The sequence below is a fragment of the Rhodococcus sp. NPDC127593 genome (genome assembly GCF_042671975.1).
Lineage (GTDB): Bacteria > Actinomycetota > Actinomycetes > Mycobacteriales > Mycobacteriaceae > Rhodococcus_F.
Genome location: NZ_JBHXWI010000031.1, coordinates 1 through 16191 on the forward strand (window position 1 = coordinate 1; position 16191 = coordinate 16191).

The window sequence follows — 16191 nt, forward strand, 5'->3', positions numbered from 1 at the left end:
GGTGTGTCTTTGGCGGACGCCCGACACCTACCACACGGCAGGTCTCGAGCGGGGGGACCGCCACCTAAACTTCTACGAGACCCGGGACAACCTCGAAGGACCCGGCCCACTGGCCGGACCGTATGCGTCGCGAGTGGTCCGACGACGGTGGAACCGCTGCCGCAGCGGCGCATCGTGCGGAGTTGGTGGCGAATCTGGCTCGCGTGCGTGACGCGGTCGACGAGTTCGCCCCCGACGTCGTCGTGGTGTGGGGCGACGACCAGTACGAGAATTTTCGCGAGGAGGTGGTGCCACCGTTCTGCGTGCTCGCCTACGGAGACCTCGAGGTGCCCGCCTTCGAGGTGATGAACGAGAGAGGCAGTCCGAACTTCTGGGGGAAGCCGGACGATTTCGAGATCGTGATGCATGGTGACGCGTCGGGAGCCAGACAACTCGCCGACGGCCTGATCGAGCGCGGATTCGACATGGCCTACTCGTACAAGAAGCGCACTGCCGCACATTTTCCGCACGCCATTCTGAACACGCAATTGTTCCTCGACTACGCCAACGCAGGCGCCGAGATGTCATACCCCTTCATCCCGATGACGGTCAATTGCTATGGGCAGCACGCCATCGCGCGCAAAGGTGGATTGGCCAGGTTCGCCGACATCGAATCGGAGGTCCTCGACCCCTCGGGCCCGACGCCGGCACGGTGCTTCCAAGTAGGTCGAGCGGTCGCGCAACATTTCCGCGACCGCGATCTCAGGGTGGCGTTCGTCGCCTCCTCGAGCTGGTCGCACGCCTTCCTGGCCGACAAGCTGTGGCATATGCGTCCCGATACCGAAGCCGACCTGCGAATCTACAAGGCGCTGCTGGAAGACGACTTCGCGCTGATGCGCAACTACACCAGCACAGAGGTCGTCGACGCCGGCCAGCACGAAATTCTCAACTGGTTCTGCATGCTCGGTGCGGTCGAGGAGCTCGGCCTGCGCCGGGAGTGGTCCGACCTCGTGGTGACTGACGTCTTCAACTCCAACAAGGCATTTGCCGTGTACTCAGGGTAGATCAGCGTGCCCGCGGTCGAGCTAATCGGTCATACCATTGGACTATAGTTAGGCGATTGGGCTAGACTGCAGAGTGATGCCAGTCACAACAATCATGTCGAGTGGTGTGCCAATGCGGCCGGAGGTGTGACGAGAAGTGAGCCGGACGAAGACGTCAATGGATCCTGATCAAGCGGATCTCGTGCAGCAAGCGGCTGAGTGTATCGGTATGGCCAGGAAGCTGCTGGTCGACCACGATCACCACGCCGGTCTCGGCTCTCCCACGTTGTCAGGGTCGCTCGGAGCAACACGACGTCGCCTTGTCGACGCGCTGACCGAGGGGCAGCTCGCCGAGACCGATATCGGAGACGCTTGCCAGGCTCTCGTCGACATCGAACGTCTTCAGGAGGAGATCGCGAGAACAGAGGCGATTCGCCGGATCGCGGAGCTGGGCGAGGTGCACGACGCTGCAGTGACGCTCCGGGGACTTCCCCCGAGACAGATCATCGAGGCGGCGCCGGAGGTGGTGTGTACACAATTACCCTTCGCACGCTCGATGATCTCAGCTGTTTCCGGTTCTCTGTGGCAGCCCCGCCGCCTCTATCTGCAGCCCGCGCTCGACGGCTCACCTCTCGACTTCTCCGACTACGTCGACTCTGCGGTGTTGTCCCTGGCTGAAGCGCCTTTGGAAACCGAGCTGGTCCGACGCCGAGTTCCCGCGCTGGTCGCGGCCCCAGCCGACGACGACCGCACGCACAGGGAGATCGTCAGTCGATCTCGGACGTCGGCGTACGTCGCGGCGCCCGTCATGTCCGGAGGCAAGGTCATCGGACTGCTCCACGCCGATCGGCCAGGGTCGGTGGATGTTCTCGATCCGGACGACCGAGATCGGTTGGACACCTTCGCGACCATTCTGGCCATCGTTTACGAACAAGCGGTGCTGAAGCACCGAATCCAACTGCAGCGGGCCCGGGTCGAGGAGTCGTTCGACGCAACCCAGACGATGCTGGACCGGATCTCGAAGGCGGATGCGATTCTCTCTCATCAGGCTGCAGCAAGGGTCGACGGTTCCACCGACGAGCCGGCAGAGAACCGGGTGCTCGAAATCAACAGCATGCTGACCGTCCGGGAGCGTGAGATCCTGTCCCACCTCGCAACCGGGGCCACCAACAATCAGATTGCGCAGGCACTGGTCATCTCAGAGGGCACCGTGAAGTCGCATGTAAAAGCCGTGCTCAAGAAGCTGCACGCACCGACTCGTGCCGCGGCGACGGCCCTCTACTCGAGTCAGGCCCGACGAGCGAGATGACAGGGAAGACGGAGGGGCGAGCCACCGTCAGGTCGACGACCGACCGCGAGTTGTCACACGCGGTCATCGTTCTCCTCGATCGGCTGCGCGACGACTACGGCGTCGGCCCCCGCTCCCACGAGATCCGCGTTGTCTCGCTCGGCACCCAGATGGCGCTCCTCGACGAGGCCACAGAATCTGCTCTGTCGAAGTTCCCCGAGCTCGGCCCCGAGCAGCAACGAGCGCTCGGTCGCCTCATCGTCGACCTTCAGGAGACGCGCATGCGGATTCGCACGGTGCACGAAGGTCCGGGTCACGCCGTGCAACCCGCCGAGTTCGCCAGCGCGATCCGGCGGTTACGCGGCTCGGAGTCCGTTGCCGGTCTTCGTAAACGAATCTGCTTCGAGGCTGCGAACGCAGCGCAACTCGACCGAATACTCTTGTCCGAGGTACACAACGGCACGTGGATTGCGCTCGAACTCCACAGCTCGACGAGGTCGGACGGGGACCTGAGTTCTTTACAGGCGTTACCCCTCGGCTTCGAATCAGCCGAGAGCCGGGCGTGCGAGACCCGATCCGCGGTACTCGCAGGGCCGAACGCCGACGTTCGGCCGAGTGACGAGGTCGTGCAGATGCTTGCCGCCGACTCCTATGTGGTTGCCCCGATCACCGTTTCGACCGGTGTCATCGGTCTCGTGCACGGCAGTCGACCTTCCGGGGACCCGGTGAACGTTGTGGTCCGGGACACGCTCGGGGCATATGCCCGCGGTTTCGGGACGTTGTTCGAACGGGCGATGCTGGCCGACCGCCTCAGTGAACAGAAGAATGTGATAGTCCAACGCCTGCAACAGGAAGCCCGCGAAGCCGAGCTTCTCGAACACGCGGATGTCAGCTTTCTCGACGAGACCTCGGCCGAGCAGGTCTCGTCGTTGCCCGGTACGTCCCACGGCGATCTGAATCCCGCTGCGCTGGAATCGCTGACGACTCGTGAGCGCGAGGTGTTCACGTTGCTGGTCCGGGGCGCATCGAACGCCGAGATCGCGAACGAGCTCGTCATCAGCATCTTCACGGTGAAGACGCACGTCAAGAAGATACTTCGCAAGCTGGGCGCCATGAACCGGTCCGAGGCGATCTACCGCTATCTCGCGATCACCGGTCAACGATGAACAGGTTCCACGAAAGTCCCACGCGCGCAGCCAGACCATCGCGGCCACCGAAGTTTGTGCGTTGCTGACAGCCTCACCACGTAGACGAATACCGCCCCCGTTGCCTCGGCAATGGGGGCGGCGTTGTGCCCTTGACAGGACCTAGGCGTCGGCAACCGGTTCGGCCGCTTGCTCTCGGAGAAGGAACTTCTGGATCTTCCCGGTCGCGGTGGTGGGGAGTTGATCGACGATAACCAGCTTCTCGGGAATCTTCTGCACCATGGCCTTGCGCTCGATTCGGAGGAAGTCGGCGAGTTCGTTCAGAGTTGGTGCGGGGCCGTTGGCGACGACGAAAGCGCACACCTTCTCGCCGAGACGCACGTCGGGCATGGACACAGCTGCCGCCGCGATGATGTGCGGATGTGCCAGGAGGTGTTCCTCCACCTCCCGTGCCGAGATGTTCATGCCGCCGCGGATGATGAGATCTTTGATCCGTCCCGTGACTCGGAGGTAGCCGTCTTTGTCGACGCGGCCGAGGTCACCCGAGGAGAGGAACCCACGTGCGTCGACCGACGCGGCCGTGCGCTCGGGGTCGCGCCAGTATCCGAGGAAGATTCCCGGGCCTCCGTAGAAGATCTGGCCTTCCTCGCCCGCCGGAACCACAGCACCCTCTTCGTCGCGGATCTCGAGATCGACACCATCGAAGGCCCGCCCGTCGGAAGAGAGCACCTTCTCGTCTGGGTCGTCTACACGCACTGCCGTCACCAGTAGCCCTTCGCTACTGCCGTATACCGGTAGGAGTGTGCAGTCGGGTAGTGCCGTCTTCCATTCCCGCAGAAGTGTTTCGGGTATCGGTGCGCCGGCACTGACCCAGAGTCGCATCGCGCTGACGTCATGGTCGGCACCGGCATCGATGGCGCCGAGTGCCATCTGGAGGAATGGTGTCGCGGCCATGCTCACTGTCGTCTTGAACTCCGCGATACGCCGGAGTCCCTCGTTGGGCTCCCACACGTCGAGAAGGTGGATCCCACTTCCGAGGATCAACGGTGTCGCCACACCCACGGCCAGTCCTGTCGCATGGGTGACGGGGGAGGGCATGAACATCACGTCGTCGGGGTTTAGGCCCATAACCTGCCCGCCGAGTCCGTGAGCGGTGAAAGACAGTGTGTTGAAGGTATGTTGGCAGCCCTTCGGGCGCGACTCGGTTCCCGATGTGTAGATGATGGCGTGGGCAGCATCCGCGGGCGGTGGCGGTCCGAGTTCGTCGTCGCCGGGTACATGGTTGCCGGCAATCAGCTCATCGAAGACGATCTCGCCGGCGCCTGCCGTCCCGCGCACAACAACGACGTGCTCGAGGCCGGGCACTTCGGCACGCACCTCGGCCAGCATGTCCGTGTACCGGAACTTCCGGAATTCCTCGGTGACGAAGGAGATCTTGGCTCCGGAGTGCTCCAGTACGTACCGCACCTCGTCGTGCCGGTACACCGGCATGGTGGGCACGAGGACGGCCCCGATCCGGGCGAGCGCCACGTAGATGACCACGAACTCGTTCCAGTTCGGCAACTGGACCTGAACGCGGTCACCGCGCTCGACACCGAGCTTCTGCAGGGACGCGGCGAGACGGTACGCCTGCGCTCGAAGTTCACCGCGCGTGAGAGTTCCGTATCCGTCGGTGACGGCGACGAAGTCCGGGTCGATCATCGCCCAGCGATCCACATGTTCGGCCAGGCTCTCGTCGCGCCAGTACCCGTTCGATCGGAACGCCTCGAGGGTGCTCGCACTGTAGCGGTCCTCGGGGAGAATCGCGCCCGCGTGTTCCATGACATCCATGTGCGGATCCTTGCTTTCAGGTGCCTCTCCTCGACAGGAGACAGGCCAAAGTGATTGGTCGAACCATAATGCCGACCGAGAGGGGATAGGTATGAATCGGACGCGTTCTCATCCTTCGAGGTGAGGGAAATACCCCATTGGGATGAGTGGTGCGTGGAGCGATGCGGGTGCGCCGCGAGCGCCGCACCCGCACAGACCCTTACAGGTAGATCGACTTCGGCACCAGGTAGGCGGACAGGGCCTCCGGTCCCAGTTCGCGTCCGAGACCACTGGCCTTGACTCCCCCGAAGGGCGCCGTCGGATCGGGAAGGTAGCCGTTGATGCCGACGGTTCCCGTCTGGATGCGCCGGGCGACGGCAACCCCGTGGTCGTGATCGGCGGTGAAGACGGTGCCGCCGAGACCGAAGTCGCTGTCGTTGGCTATGCGGACAGCGTCCTCGTCGTCCCGATACGAAATGATCGACAGCACGGGGCCGAAGATCTCCTCCTGGGCGATCGTGTAGTTGTTGTCGACGTCCGCGAAGATGGTCGGTTCCACGAACCATCCCTTCTCGAGGTCCGCGGGGCGTCCACCACCGACCGTGATCCGGGCGCCCTCGCCCTTGCCCTTCGCGATGTAGGACTCGACCCGGTCGCGCTGCCGGACGCTGGCCATCGGTCCGATCATCGTGGCGGGGTCGAGGGAACTCCCTACGGTCAGTGACCCGGCCAGAGCGCTGAACGTGTCGACCACTTCCTGGTAGCGCGACTGCGGTGCCAGGATGCGGGTGCCGAGGTAGCAGACCTGGCCGTTGTTCAACATGGTCGCGCCGAACAGCTGTTCGCCGACGGTGGCGAGATCCAGATTCGCGTCGTCGAGGATGATCGCCGCCGACTTTCCACCGAGTTCCAGCGTGACAGGCCGGAGCAGTCGGCCGCAGGCTTCGGCGATGTTGCGGCCGGCAGTCGACGACCCGGTGAACGCCACCTTGTCGATGCCGGGATGCGAGACCAGGTACGCGCCCAGTTCGCGACCACCGGGCACGATGTTGATCACGCCCGCCGGCAGGGCCGCCTCTTCGATCGCTTCCGCGAGAACGTAGCTGTCGAGGACCGTCTCGGGGGACGGCTTGATGACGATCGTGCACCCGGCAGCCAGGGCAGGAGCGTATTTGAACGCGGCGAGCGCCTGCGGGAAGTTCCACGGGACGATCGCGCCGACGACGCCGATCGGGGTCTTGGTCACGAGAGTCGATCCGCCGAGCAGACCCGGCCGCGTCTCCTCGAAGGAGTCGTTCTCGATCAGGCCGGCGTAGTAGCGGAGCAGAATCTGCGGGAAAACCGCTTCCAGCTTCTCCGCGACCGCGACGGGCATGCCGTTCTGTGAGCTCACCGCCTGGACCATCTCCTGGGCCCGTTTGTCGAGCGCATCTGCCAGGCGTCCCAGCGCCTGCGCTCGCCGTGCCGGTTCCCACTGCGACCACCCGGTCGGATCGTCGAATGCCCGGCGTGCCGCGTCCACGGCGGCGTCCATGTCGGGTTCGGCGCCATCGGGGGTGTGGCCCACCACCTGTTCGTCGTTGGGCGATACCACCGTGATCACGCCACTCGAGGTGGGCGCATGCCATTCGCCTCCGATGAAGAAGGCGTTGTTGTTCGTCGTCATGACGGGTTCCTCTCGTTGATCTGGATGTTTCTGTTGCCGAGTCGTGAACTGGGAAGTTGGATCACACGGATTCGAGGGGTTCTTCGTAGATCGAGAAATCCTCGGTGTCGTCGTAGGGGCCGAAGCTCTCCTCGAAGCTTTCCTGGATTGCGATCTGTGCGTTCTCCGGCAGGGTGTGCATGATGTCGCGGACGCGTTCCTGGCGGCGGGTGACGGCCTGCCGGAACGGCATCCCCGGCGTCGCCTTCATCTGCGGGACGATGCCCTCGACGTCGTCGACACCACCGGCGTGGTGGCCGGCGTCGACCATGGCCTGCTCGGCGGCCATGGTGGCCTCGTCCTTCTCCTCCGACATGCCGATCGGGCCGATCATGGTGCCGTTCAGGAACTGCTTGACGACCGGCTGGTCGCTGGTGAGCAGCACCTCGCGGGGGCCGAACATCACCAGCTGCCGGCGGAACAGCATGCCGATGTTGTCGGGCACCGTGCGGGCGAGGTTGATGTTGTGCGAGACGATCAGGATCGTCGCATCGATCTCGGCGTTGATGTCGATCAACGTCTGCGAGATGTAGGTGGTACGCACCGGATCCAGACCCGAGTCCGGCTCGTCGACGAGGATGATCTGCGGGTCCAGCACCAGTGCCCGGGCCAGGCCCGCGCGCTTGCGCATACCACCGGAGATCTCGCCGGGCAGCTTGTCTTCGGCTCCGAGCAGGCCGACGAGTTCCATCTTCTCCATGACGATCTTGCGGACTTCGGACTCGGACTTCTTGGTGTGCTCGCGCAGCGGGAACGCCACGTTGTCGTACAGGTTCATCGAGCCGAACAGGGCACCGTCCTGGAACAGCACACCGAACAGCTTGCGGATCTCGTAGAGCTCCTTGGACGAGCACTCGAGAATGTTGGTGCCGTCGATCACGATCGAGCCCTGCTCCGGGCGGAGCAGACCGATCAGCGACTTCAGGAACACCGACTTACCCGTACCTGACGGCCCGAGCAACGCACTGACCTCACCGGTGGGAAGGGTCAACGTGACGTCCTGCCAGATTCTCTGTGAGCCGAACGACTTGGTCAGTCCCTCGACGGATACCTCGACTCCCACGACTACCTCCTAGGTTTGCGAAAACATCGACTGATCCCTGCTTTTCGGGGAAGCGGTCAGACCGGAGTCATCTCCGTCATGACCCACGTACCCTCCTGCTCGGTCATGCCGACCCGCACGCGACTTCCGTCCAACTTCGGTGCGGCGCTGTCGGTGCTGGTGGTCGACTGGTTGACGAAGAACAGCAGCATCACCGCGTCTTTCGACGCGGACACGATGGAGGATTCGACGACGGTCGCCGAGGTGACGACCTGGCGCTGTTTCGCCGACGGAATGATGACCTCTTTGCCGACACTGTCGAACTGGCCGCGGAGATCGCCACCGAGACTGGGAAGTACGTCGGTGAAATGCGTGTCGATGGTGTTGAAGTCGTACGACAACACGTCGGCGACCAGCTGAGTGGCGCGTTCACGCGCCTGTGCCTCCGCGCTGTTGATCTGGCGGTGATCGTGGACCTGGAGGGTGATGGCGGCCGCGACCGCGACCAGTGCGGCGGCGAGAAGCACGGCGAGGTAGCGGGTGGCTCGTCGACGCGCGTAGGACCAGGTGGCTATGGCCTCGGGGATCCGGGTGAGTGTGTTTCTCATGCTACGAACTCCACATCTGAGACGAGCCAGTTGCCGTCCACCGAATCGAGCGAGACCTTCATGCGGTAGACGCGGATCTCGCCGTCGGGTGCCTCGGTGTTCTTGACCGTGGAGGTCACGGCGGCGAGGACCACGGCGTGGTCGTCGTCGGACTCGACGAGTCCGGCTTCCTTTACTTCACCGGTCGACTCGACCTGGCCCTGGTTCAATACGTCACCGAAACTTCCCGATGCGCTGGTGAATTGGTCCCGGAACGGTCCTGTGGTGCCGTCCGCGACGCGCTGGATGTCTTCGTCCACGCTTTGATGCCGCAGTGTCACGAGGTTGACCACCACCTGCCGCGCCGTCTCGAGGACCTGCTCGCCTCGGGACTGTGCGGCTTGTTCGGTGCGTAGGTTGGTCCACGAGACGCCGCCGACGACGAGGGCGGCGATCGCGATCACCGCGGTCGCGGCCAGGCCGATGAGGAATCCGCGCGTCGGTACCCGCTCCTCGGAGTCGGTTGTCGTCGCCGGGACGTCGTCCCCGGGTCGGTCGAGGCTGGGCTGGTCGAGGTGGGTCTCGACCTCTACCGGAGCCGAAGTGCCTGCCATGTTGATTCCTCCTTCGAGTGTGGTGCAGAAACGCTGGCGATCGAGTAGAGATCGCCGTTCGGTGCCCGGAAGTTTCCGGTGACCGGGTCATAGGGGACGCTGAGGGATCCGTTGCTACCGGTGAAGCCTTGCGGGGTCGTCCACGAGGCCGGCGTGGCGGTCCCGGGTTCGGTGGCGTCCGGGGTCGGCGGGGTCGAGATCGGTCCGGTGCTCGGAGCGCCGGTGTCGGTCGACGGCGGGACGTACGGTTGGCCGGGCCGGGCCAGCATTTCCGGCCAGGTGGACGGCAGACCCCCAGGGCAGTTCGCGATTTCCGCGGTGCGCACCGCAGGATTCGTCGCGCAGGGGATGTTCCGTGCCCCTCGTGCGACCCGAGGGTCGGCCTGCGGCAGCTTGCAGTACGAATTCTCCGGTGCGGGGATCGCGCTGACATCGCTGGGGTCGCGACGCTGCGTTTCCTGGTAACCCTCGGTGCAGGGGAGCGGGTTCGCGGAGTTGCCGAGCTTGACGTCGAGGGCGCCCTGACCGTACACCCGGTCCTCGCCCTGGACTCCCCGGTGCATGTAGTTGATCGATGCCGACACGGCCGGGTAGATCACCAGGATCTGCTCAATACCCGGGATGTTCACTCGCGCGACCTCACCGACCGTTTGGAGGTTCGCCAGCAGCAGCGGAACGGTGGGTCGGACGTCGTCGAGTGTGCCGCTGACCGTGTCGAAGAACTGTGATCCGTTGTCGAGGACACCGCGGACCTGCGAGTCGCTCATCACCAACTGCTCGGAGAACGAGGAGAGATCGTGGGAGAAGCTCGCGATGTCTGCCCGCGAGTCGATTCCGGCCTCGAGGACGGGCTCGGCGTCGTCGAGCAGGGTCCTCGTGGTGCCGATCTTCGCCTGCGCGAGTTCGATCAAGGGCCGCGAGGAGTCGATGAGCTGCGACAGGGCCGGTCCGGCGCCGTCCAAGGCGGTGTAGGCCTCGTCGACGGTGACTCGGAGATCGTCCTTGGGCAGCTCCGACAGGAGCACGTTCACCTTGTCGACGACCTCGGAGGCAGGCACCGGGATTTCGGTGTTCTCCTTCGTGATCACATCACCATCCGCGAGGAAGGGACCCTCGGACGACGCCGGAACCACGTCCAGGTACTGCTCGCCGATGGCCGAGACACTGCGGACGAATGCCTGGCTGTCGCTGGGAATCGCGAAGTCCGAATCCAGCTGCAATTCTGCGGACGCCCGATCGGGGCCCAGGTCGATCGACTTCACGACGCCGACGTCGACGCCGCGGTAGGTAACGAGGGAATTGACGTAGAGGCCTCCGGCGCGATCGAATTCGGCCGTGATCGTGTACATCCCGATCCCGGTGACCCTCTTCAACCCGAGGTAGTTGACTGCGGCGTTGCCGACGGCGAGAACTGCCACCACTGTGAACACGATGAGTTGGAAGCGAACGAGTTTCGATCTCATCAGCGTGGTGCTCCGTTCTGCGGTGCGGACGTCGCGGGTCGGCCGGATGTCGTTGCACCGGTGGGTGCCAGGAGAGGATCCACGGCCTGGCGGGCAGGGTTCAGTCCCGCGAGCTCGTCGAGGGGGATGCTGCCGAGGACCTTGCCGCCAACCGTCTCGGCGCTGACGTCGAGGGTGAGGAAGAGATTCATGTAGTCGCCCCTGACGGCGCGCTGAGTGGTTGTCACCGGGAACGGGATCGTTCCCGCGATCTTCAACGCTTCCGGGAGGTGGTCGCCGGCCGCAGCGAGCTGCGACAACACCGGCTGCAGCGACCGCAGATTGGCGTCGAGGTCGTCGCGGCTGCTCTCGAGCACCTCGGTGGCGACCTCACCGAACCGTCCCACGTCGTTCAGCATCGTGGTGAGTTGTTTCTGCTGTTCGTCGAGTACCTGCAGTGCCGGTTGGATCGAGGTGATCCCCCGGTCGATCGTCTGATTCTGACTGGCGAGTTCAGCGCCGAGGCGGTCCAGTCCGTCGATCGCCCGGACGATGTCGTCGCGCTGTTGGTCGACACCGCCGACGAACTCTTCGAGGTTGCCGAACAGGCTGCGCAGCGATTCCTCCCGGCCACCCAGAACGTGATTGAGCTCGGAGGTCACGGTGCGAATCTGTTGCAAGCCACTTCCGTTCAGGACGAGCGCAAGTGCCGAGAGCACCTCTTCGGTCGACGGGTACTGACTGGTGCGGGCGAGGGGGATCACGTCGCCGTCGGCGAGTCTGCCGACAGCCTCCGTACCGGGCGGCACGGTCAGCTCGAGGTACTGGGAGCCGAGCACACTGGTTTGCGCGAGCTTGGCGCTGACGTTTGCGGGGATTTCTGCGTCCGGATCCAGCTCGAGGGTCAGCTTGGCGCCCCAGTTGTCACCCGTGATGTGGCTGATGTTTCCCACGATGACGTTGTCGGCCTTCACCGGTGAGTTTCCGACCAGATTCTGGATGTCCGCCAGCTCGACTGTCACCTCGTGGGCGTCGCCTCCGACCGCGTTGCCGGGCAGCCCGATCGAATTGATTCCGTCGAATCGGCAGCCGGCCGCCCCGGCCACGACGGCGACGAGCATGGTCGCCGTGAGCGCCGATCTCCGCAGAGAGTTCGTCATCGTGGTCCCTCCGGAAGAATGAGGTTCTGCAGACTTTGGGTGATGGAGGCGACGGGATCATTCGGTGCGGGAGCGCCCGGCGTGGTCCCCGGGGGGAGTGGGGCGGGAACCGCTGCCGGTATCGCCTGCCGCACCGCGGCGTTGACCAATGGTGCCGCGAAAGCGCCCGCAGCCGTGTTGCATTCGTCGCCCGGAGCATCGACCGTGGTCAAGAGTGCGCAGATGAGCGAGCGCGGGTCCGGCATCTCAGGCACAGCGAGCGCGCCAGTCAACGAATTGGCGTCGGAATCGTAGATGTTGTAGAAGTCGGACAGTGCCGTCGGACCGGAGTGCAGGATCGACATCAGGGTGTCCTGGCGGTCGACGAGTAACCGGGTGATGTCCTCGAGCTGCCCGACATTGTCGACCAGCGCGCCACGGTTGTCCTCGATGAACTTCGTGACTTCCTGGAACGTCGTCAGCATGCTGCTCAGCACCGCGTCGAGTTCGGTGCGGTTGGCATTGAGGAGCCCCGACACGTCTGCGAGTTCGCCGCTGAACGCCCGGATCTGCTGGTCGCTGGCAGCGAGGGCGGTGGTGAATTTCTGAAGGTTCTCGACGGTGCCGAACAGATCCTCGCCGCTCGCGTTCAAGGTGGTGGCGGCGTCCGAGAGGTGGGTGAGGGAATCGTGCAGCGCTGTGCCCGTCCCGTCCAGTGTCCGGGCGGTGCTGCTGACGAAGCGATTGAGCGAACCGTCCGGATGCTCCGGAGTGCGGCCGGCGTCCTCGCTGAGCTTGACCACCTGCTTCTTGATCTCGTCGAACTCGACCGGGACAGCGGTCCGGTCGAGGGGAATCTCGTCACCGTCGGAAAGGGTCGCCCCACCCGAGTACGCAGGTGCGAGTTGGATGTAGCGACCGGTGACCAAAGTCGGGGCGACCACCGCCGCCTTCGCGTCGGCGGGGACGTCGTACTCGTTGTCGTAGTCGAATTCCACCCGGACCCGCTCACCGTCCGGCTCGATCGTCGTGATGCGGCCGACCTCGACACCGAGAATCATCACCCGGTCCCCGACGTACATGCCGGTGGTGTTCCGGAAATACGCCGTGACGTGGTTGATGGAGTGATTCTGGATCCAGGCGGCGGTCAGCAACCCGACGAGGGCGACCGCGATCACCACGGCGAGCAGTCTCGCCGGAAGTGCCCGTGCCATCTCACGTACCGATGCCATCAGCGCGGCCCCCCGAAGCTCCCCGGAAGCTGCCCGGAGAGGTTGGCGGGAACGATGTTGTGGAGGAGCACCCCGAAGAACGGACCGCTGCCCACCGCTTCGCCGACCTGCTTCGCGAACCGTTCGAGGCCGGTCAGCGATGCGTTGATGTTGTCGTAATTGCTGTTCAATGTGGCCACCAGAGTCTTCAACTGATCGAGAGTGGGTCCGAGTGTTGCTGCGTTGTCGCGGGAAAGCCCGGTGAGTGCATCGGCCACCTGACGTGACTGCACGAGCACGCGATGGATGGTGTCCGCCCGGCTGTTCAGTGCGGTGAAGAGCGACTGCCCTTGGCCGAACAGCGTGGCGACCTGGACGTCTCGGTCCGCGAGGATCCGGGACACGTCGGCGGCACCCGAGAGCAGCTGACGCAGTTCGTCGTCGCGGCTCGCCACCGTGTCGGACAGGCGGGACAGGCCGTCGAGAGAGGACCGCAGGTCGGGCGGAAGCTCGTCTTCAACCGAGGAGACCTGCTCGAGTGCGCCGGACAGGTTGACGGTGTCGGTCTCCGACACCTTGTCGGTGACCTCCTCGAGCGCCCGGGTGATGTCGTATCCGGAGCTGGTTTGGGCCAGCGGGATGGTCGCGTTGTCGGCGAGTTCGCCGTGACGTCCCGGAGTGATCTCCACGTACCGCCGACCGAGAGCAGTTTCGACCTTGATCGCCGCCGTCGCGTCCTCACCGAGCCCGACCGCACCGCTGTCCACGTCGAATTCCACGTCGACTTTTCCATCGGCGATCGAAAGCTTCTTCACCTCTCCGACTTTCACGCCGGCGATCTGCGTGGTGTCACCCACTGCGAGGCCGCTGGCATCGGCGAATTCGGCATGGTAATTCGTGGCCCTGTTGATGCCGGGGATCGAGTTGAAGTTGAGCGCAAGAAACAGGACTCCGATCAGCACGGCTGTTCCGATCAGGCCCATGCGGAACGCATCGCGCTCGAGGAATGACTTCTGAGCCATCACTGGCACCTTTCTGCGGGGGCCTTGAACATCGGTGTGAGTCCACCGGGCCCGGGCGCGTACTTGATAGCGAGACCACAGACGAAGAAGTTCACGAAACTTCCGTAACCCGCGACGCGGCCGATGAGGCGGTAGTTCTCGGGCAGCGTGGACAGCACCATGTTCAGGGTGTCGGTATTCGCGTTGAGGTTGCCCGCGAGATCGCCCAGCGCGACCACGTCCTGCGCAATCGCCGGCCGATTCTGGTCGATAACTCCTGCGAGACTGTCCGTGACATGGTCGATGTTCACCAGGGAGTTGGTGATCAGGTCACGGTCGCCGTCGAGGCCCGCGACCAGTCGTTGGAGTTGGTCGATCAGTGCGGAGAACTGGTCACCGCGATTGTTCACGGTCCCGACCACGGTGTTGAAATTGCTCACCACCTGACCGATCGCTTGATCCCGGTCCGCCAATGTGTTGCTCAGGGTGCCGATTTGAGTCACCAGGCGTCCGATGCTTGCTTCCTGGCCGTTCAGTACCTCGATCAGAGAGGCGGACAGTTGATTGGTCTGATCCGGGTCGAGACCCTGTAGGAGGGGCCGGAAGCCGTTGACCACCTGGTCGAGGTCGAGCGCCGGCGTGGTCTGCTCGAGTGGGATCGGGCCGTCGAGCGCTCCGATCGCACCGGGCCCGTTCGAGAGCTCCACGTAACGGTCACCGATCAGGTTCTTGTACTTGATCCGCGCCGTCGTCCCCGCAGTCAGCGGGCGTTCCGTGGAGAGGGAGAACGACACCACTGCCGTGCCGTCTCCGGCCAACTCCACCTCTTTCACCTTTCCCATCGGCACACCACCGACTTTGACGTCTTCGCCGTTGCCCAGTCCGGACGCATTCGAGAACACGGCTTGATAGGTGTTCGTGCTGCCGAAGCGCATATTGCCCACCACCGTCGCCACACCGAATCCCGTCAACGACGTAACCAGGACGAAGATCAGCAACTTTATTCCCGGTGCCTTCGTCATCAGCGTGCACCTCCGAACATGAACTGCGCGACTGGGTTACCGATCAGATCTTCGATTCCGTGCGCGGGCTGGTAGGCCTTGCTGCCGTCGTCGAAGTCGGTATGGCCGGGTGCCTGCGCGGGGTCATAGCACCGCGGTGCGCCGTCCGCACCGTTCTTCGGCGCGTTCTCCGGGTACGTGTACGGCGGATCACCCATCAGCAGAGTGCCGAGAATGTTCAGCCCGGCCTGATCGCTACCGCCGACGGTGCGCTCGAGGTACCTGTTGGTCTGATCCATGCTCGCCAGGAAGCAGGGGTACATCGGCGCATGCTGGGCGAGCAGTGCCGTCGTCGGCTCCAGCGCATCGAGCGATTTCTCGAGGGGGTCGCCTGAGGCCTCGAAGAAGCTTCGTCCGCTGTTGCCGAATCCGCTGAAACTGAGCAGGAAGGCGCTCAACTGCTGTTCCCGTTCGGTCACCGTGTCACCGGTGGTACTCACATGATCGACGGTCCGCAGCAGCTCCGGAGCGGCGTCGGCGAGGACGTCGGAGACCTCCGCACCCTTGACCAGATCGCGCTGCAACGTGGGAAGGCTGCCGTTGAACTCGGACAAGTAGGCGTCGAGCTCGACCATCATGTCGCCGAGTTGGTCCCCGCGGCCCTGCAACGAGGTCGACAACGCATTCAACGTCCCGTTGACCTTCTGCGGCTCCACGGTCCGCAGCACCGTCACCAGCGAATCGAGGAGATCGTTCACCTCGGTGGCCACACCGGTGCCCCGAACCACCGACCCCGCCGACACGGTAGTCGCCGACGGATGTTCCGGTTGCACCAGCGTGACGAACTTGCGTCCGAACAATGTGGTCGGATCGATCACGGCCGTGATGTTCTCCGGGATCGCCGACGTTCGGCTCTCGTCGATGTCCATGATGATCTCGGCCCGGTCGTCGACCAGTTGTACCTTCGACACCCGGCCGACGACGACATCGCGCATCTTGATGTCCGAGCCGGGTTCGAGCATCAGCCCTGACCGCACCGAGTACAGCGTGACCGGGACGGTCGAATGGAACAATCCGCGGTAGATGCCGACAGACACTGCGGTCGCGATTGCCATCAACGCGATCAGACACACACCCAGGAGCGCGTAGACGCGGCGGCTCCGCTCTTCGATATGGCCACCCATG

14 protein-coding genes are annotated in these 16191 nt (G+C 64.1%); 3 read left to right on the plus strand and 11 right to left on the minus strand.

Annotated features, from left to right (window positions below; genetic code table 11):
• Positions 1–203: 203 nt before the first annotated feature.
• The 3 genes from ACFVJ3_RS27020 (at position 204) to ACFVJ3_RS27030 (ending at position 3476) form a co-directional block, all read left to right on the plus strand.
• A complete protein-coding gene (locus ACFVJ3_RS27020) occupies positions 204–1043 on the plus strand; it encodes an extradiol ring-cleavage dioxygenase (RefSeq protein ID WP_378454979.1) in 840 nt (279 codons plus the stop codon).
• A gap of 208 nt (positions 1044–1251) precedes the next feature.
• Positions 1252–2331 carry a response regulator transcription factor gene (locus ACFVJ3_RS27025; RefSeq protein WP_378454980.1) on the plus strand — a complete coding sequence of 360 codons (1080 nt, stop codon included), beginning with the start codon at positions 1252–1254 and terminating at the stop codon, positions 2329–2331.
• Entirely contained in the window at positions 2328–3476 is a 1149-nt protein-coding gene (locus tag ACFVJ3_RS27030) for a response regulator transcription factor (RefSeq protein ID WP_378454981.1), read from the plus strand. Before ACFVJ3_RS27025 ends, ACFVJ3_RS27030 begins: the two co-directional genes overlap by 4 nt.
• A 141-nt stretch (positions 3477–3617) precedes the next feature.
• Here ACFVJ3_RS27030 and ACFVJ3_RS27035 read toward each other — a convergent pair whose 3' ends face one another.
• The 11 genes from ACFVJ3_RS27035 to ACFVJ3_RS27085 all read right to left on the minus strand — a co-directional run bounded on the left by ACFVJ3_RS27035 (position 3618) and on the right by ACFVJ3_RS27085 (position 16190).
• Positions 3618–5285 (minus strand): AMP-binding protein, encoded by a 1668-nt coding sequence (locus tag ACFVJ3_RS27035; protein ID WP_378454982.1) that lies wholly within the window; start codon positions 5283–5285, stop codon positions 3618–3620.
• Positions 5286–5484: 199 nt separating this feature from the next.
• Positions 5485–6930: an aldehyde dehydrogenase gene (locus tag ACFVJ3_RS27040; RefSeq protein ID WP_378454983.1), complete on the minus strand. Its 1446-nt coding sequence runs from the start codon at positions 6928–6930 to the stop codon at positions 5485–5487.
• Positions 6931–6991: 61 nt separating this feature from the next.
• Positions 6992–8032, minus strand: a complete 1041-nt coding sequence (locus tag ACFVJ3_RS27045) for an ABC transporter ATP-binding protein (protein ID WP_378454984.1) — start codon at positions 8030–8032, stop codon at positions 6992–6994.
• 56 nt (positions 8033–8088) lie between these two features.
• Positions 8089–8619: a hypothetical protein gene (locus ACFVJ3_RS27050; protein ID WP_378454985.1), complete on the minus strand. Its 531-nt coding sequence runs from the start codon at positions 8617–8619 to the stop codon at positions 8089–8091.
• Positions 8616–9212 (minus strand): hypothetical protein, encoded by a 597-nt coding sequence (locus tag ACFVJ3_RS27055; protein WP_378454986.1) that lies wholly within the window; start codon positions 9210–9212, stop codon positions 8616–8618. The genes ACFVJ3_RS27050 and ACFVJ3_RS27055 overlap by 4 nt, the downstream gene beginning before the upstream one ends.
• On the minus strand, positions 9188–10675 hold the full coding sequence (locus tag ACFVJ3_RS27060) for an MCE family protein (RefSeq protein WP_378454987.1): 1488 nt from the start codon (positions 10673–10675) through the stop codon (positions 9188–9190). The genes ACFVJ3_RS27055 and ACFVJ3_RS27060 overlap by 25 nt, the downstream gene beginning before the upstream one ends.
• The gene (locus tag ACFVJ3_RS27065; protein ID WP_378454988.1) at positions 10675–11814 is read right to left on the minus strand and encodes an MCE family protein; all 1140 of its coding nucleotides are present in this window, start codon (positions 11812–11814) and stop codon (positions 10675–10677) included. The genes ACFVJ3_RS27060 and ACFVJ3_RS27065 overlap by 1 nt, the downstream gene beginning before the upstream one ends.
• Positions 11811–13025, minus strand: a complete 1215-nt coding sequence (locus tag ACFVJ3_RS27070; RefSeq protein ID WP_378454989.1) for an MCE family protein — start codon at positions 13023–13025, stop codon at positions 11811–11813. The genes ACFVJ3_RS27065 and ACFVJ3_RS27070 overlap by 4 nt, the downstream gene beginning before the upstream one ends.
• A complete protein-coding gene (locus ACFVJ3_RS27075; RefSeq protein WP_378454990.1) occupies positions 13025–14026 on the minus strand; it encodes an MCE family protein in 1002 nt (333 codons plus the stop codon). Before ACFVJ3_RS27075 ends, ACFVJ3_RS27070 begins: the two co-directional genes overlap by 1 nt.
• Complete coding sequence (locus tag ACFVJ3_RS27080; RefSeq protein WP_378454991.1) at positions 14026–15027, minus strand: MCE family protein; 1002 nt, start codon at positions 15025–15027, stop codon at positions 14026–14028. Before ACFVJ3_RS27080 ends, ACFVJ3_RS27075 begins: the two co-directional genes overlap by 1 nt.
• Positions 15027–16190 (minus strand): MCE family protein, encoded by a 1164-nt coding sequence (locus ACFVJ3_RS27085; protein WP_378454992.1) that lies wholly within the window; start codon positions 16188–16190, stop codon positions 15027–15029. Before ACFVJ3_RS27085 ends, ACFVJ3_RS27080 begins: the two co-directional genes overlap by 1 nt.
• Position 16191 lies beyond the last annotated feature (1 nt).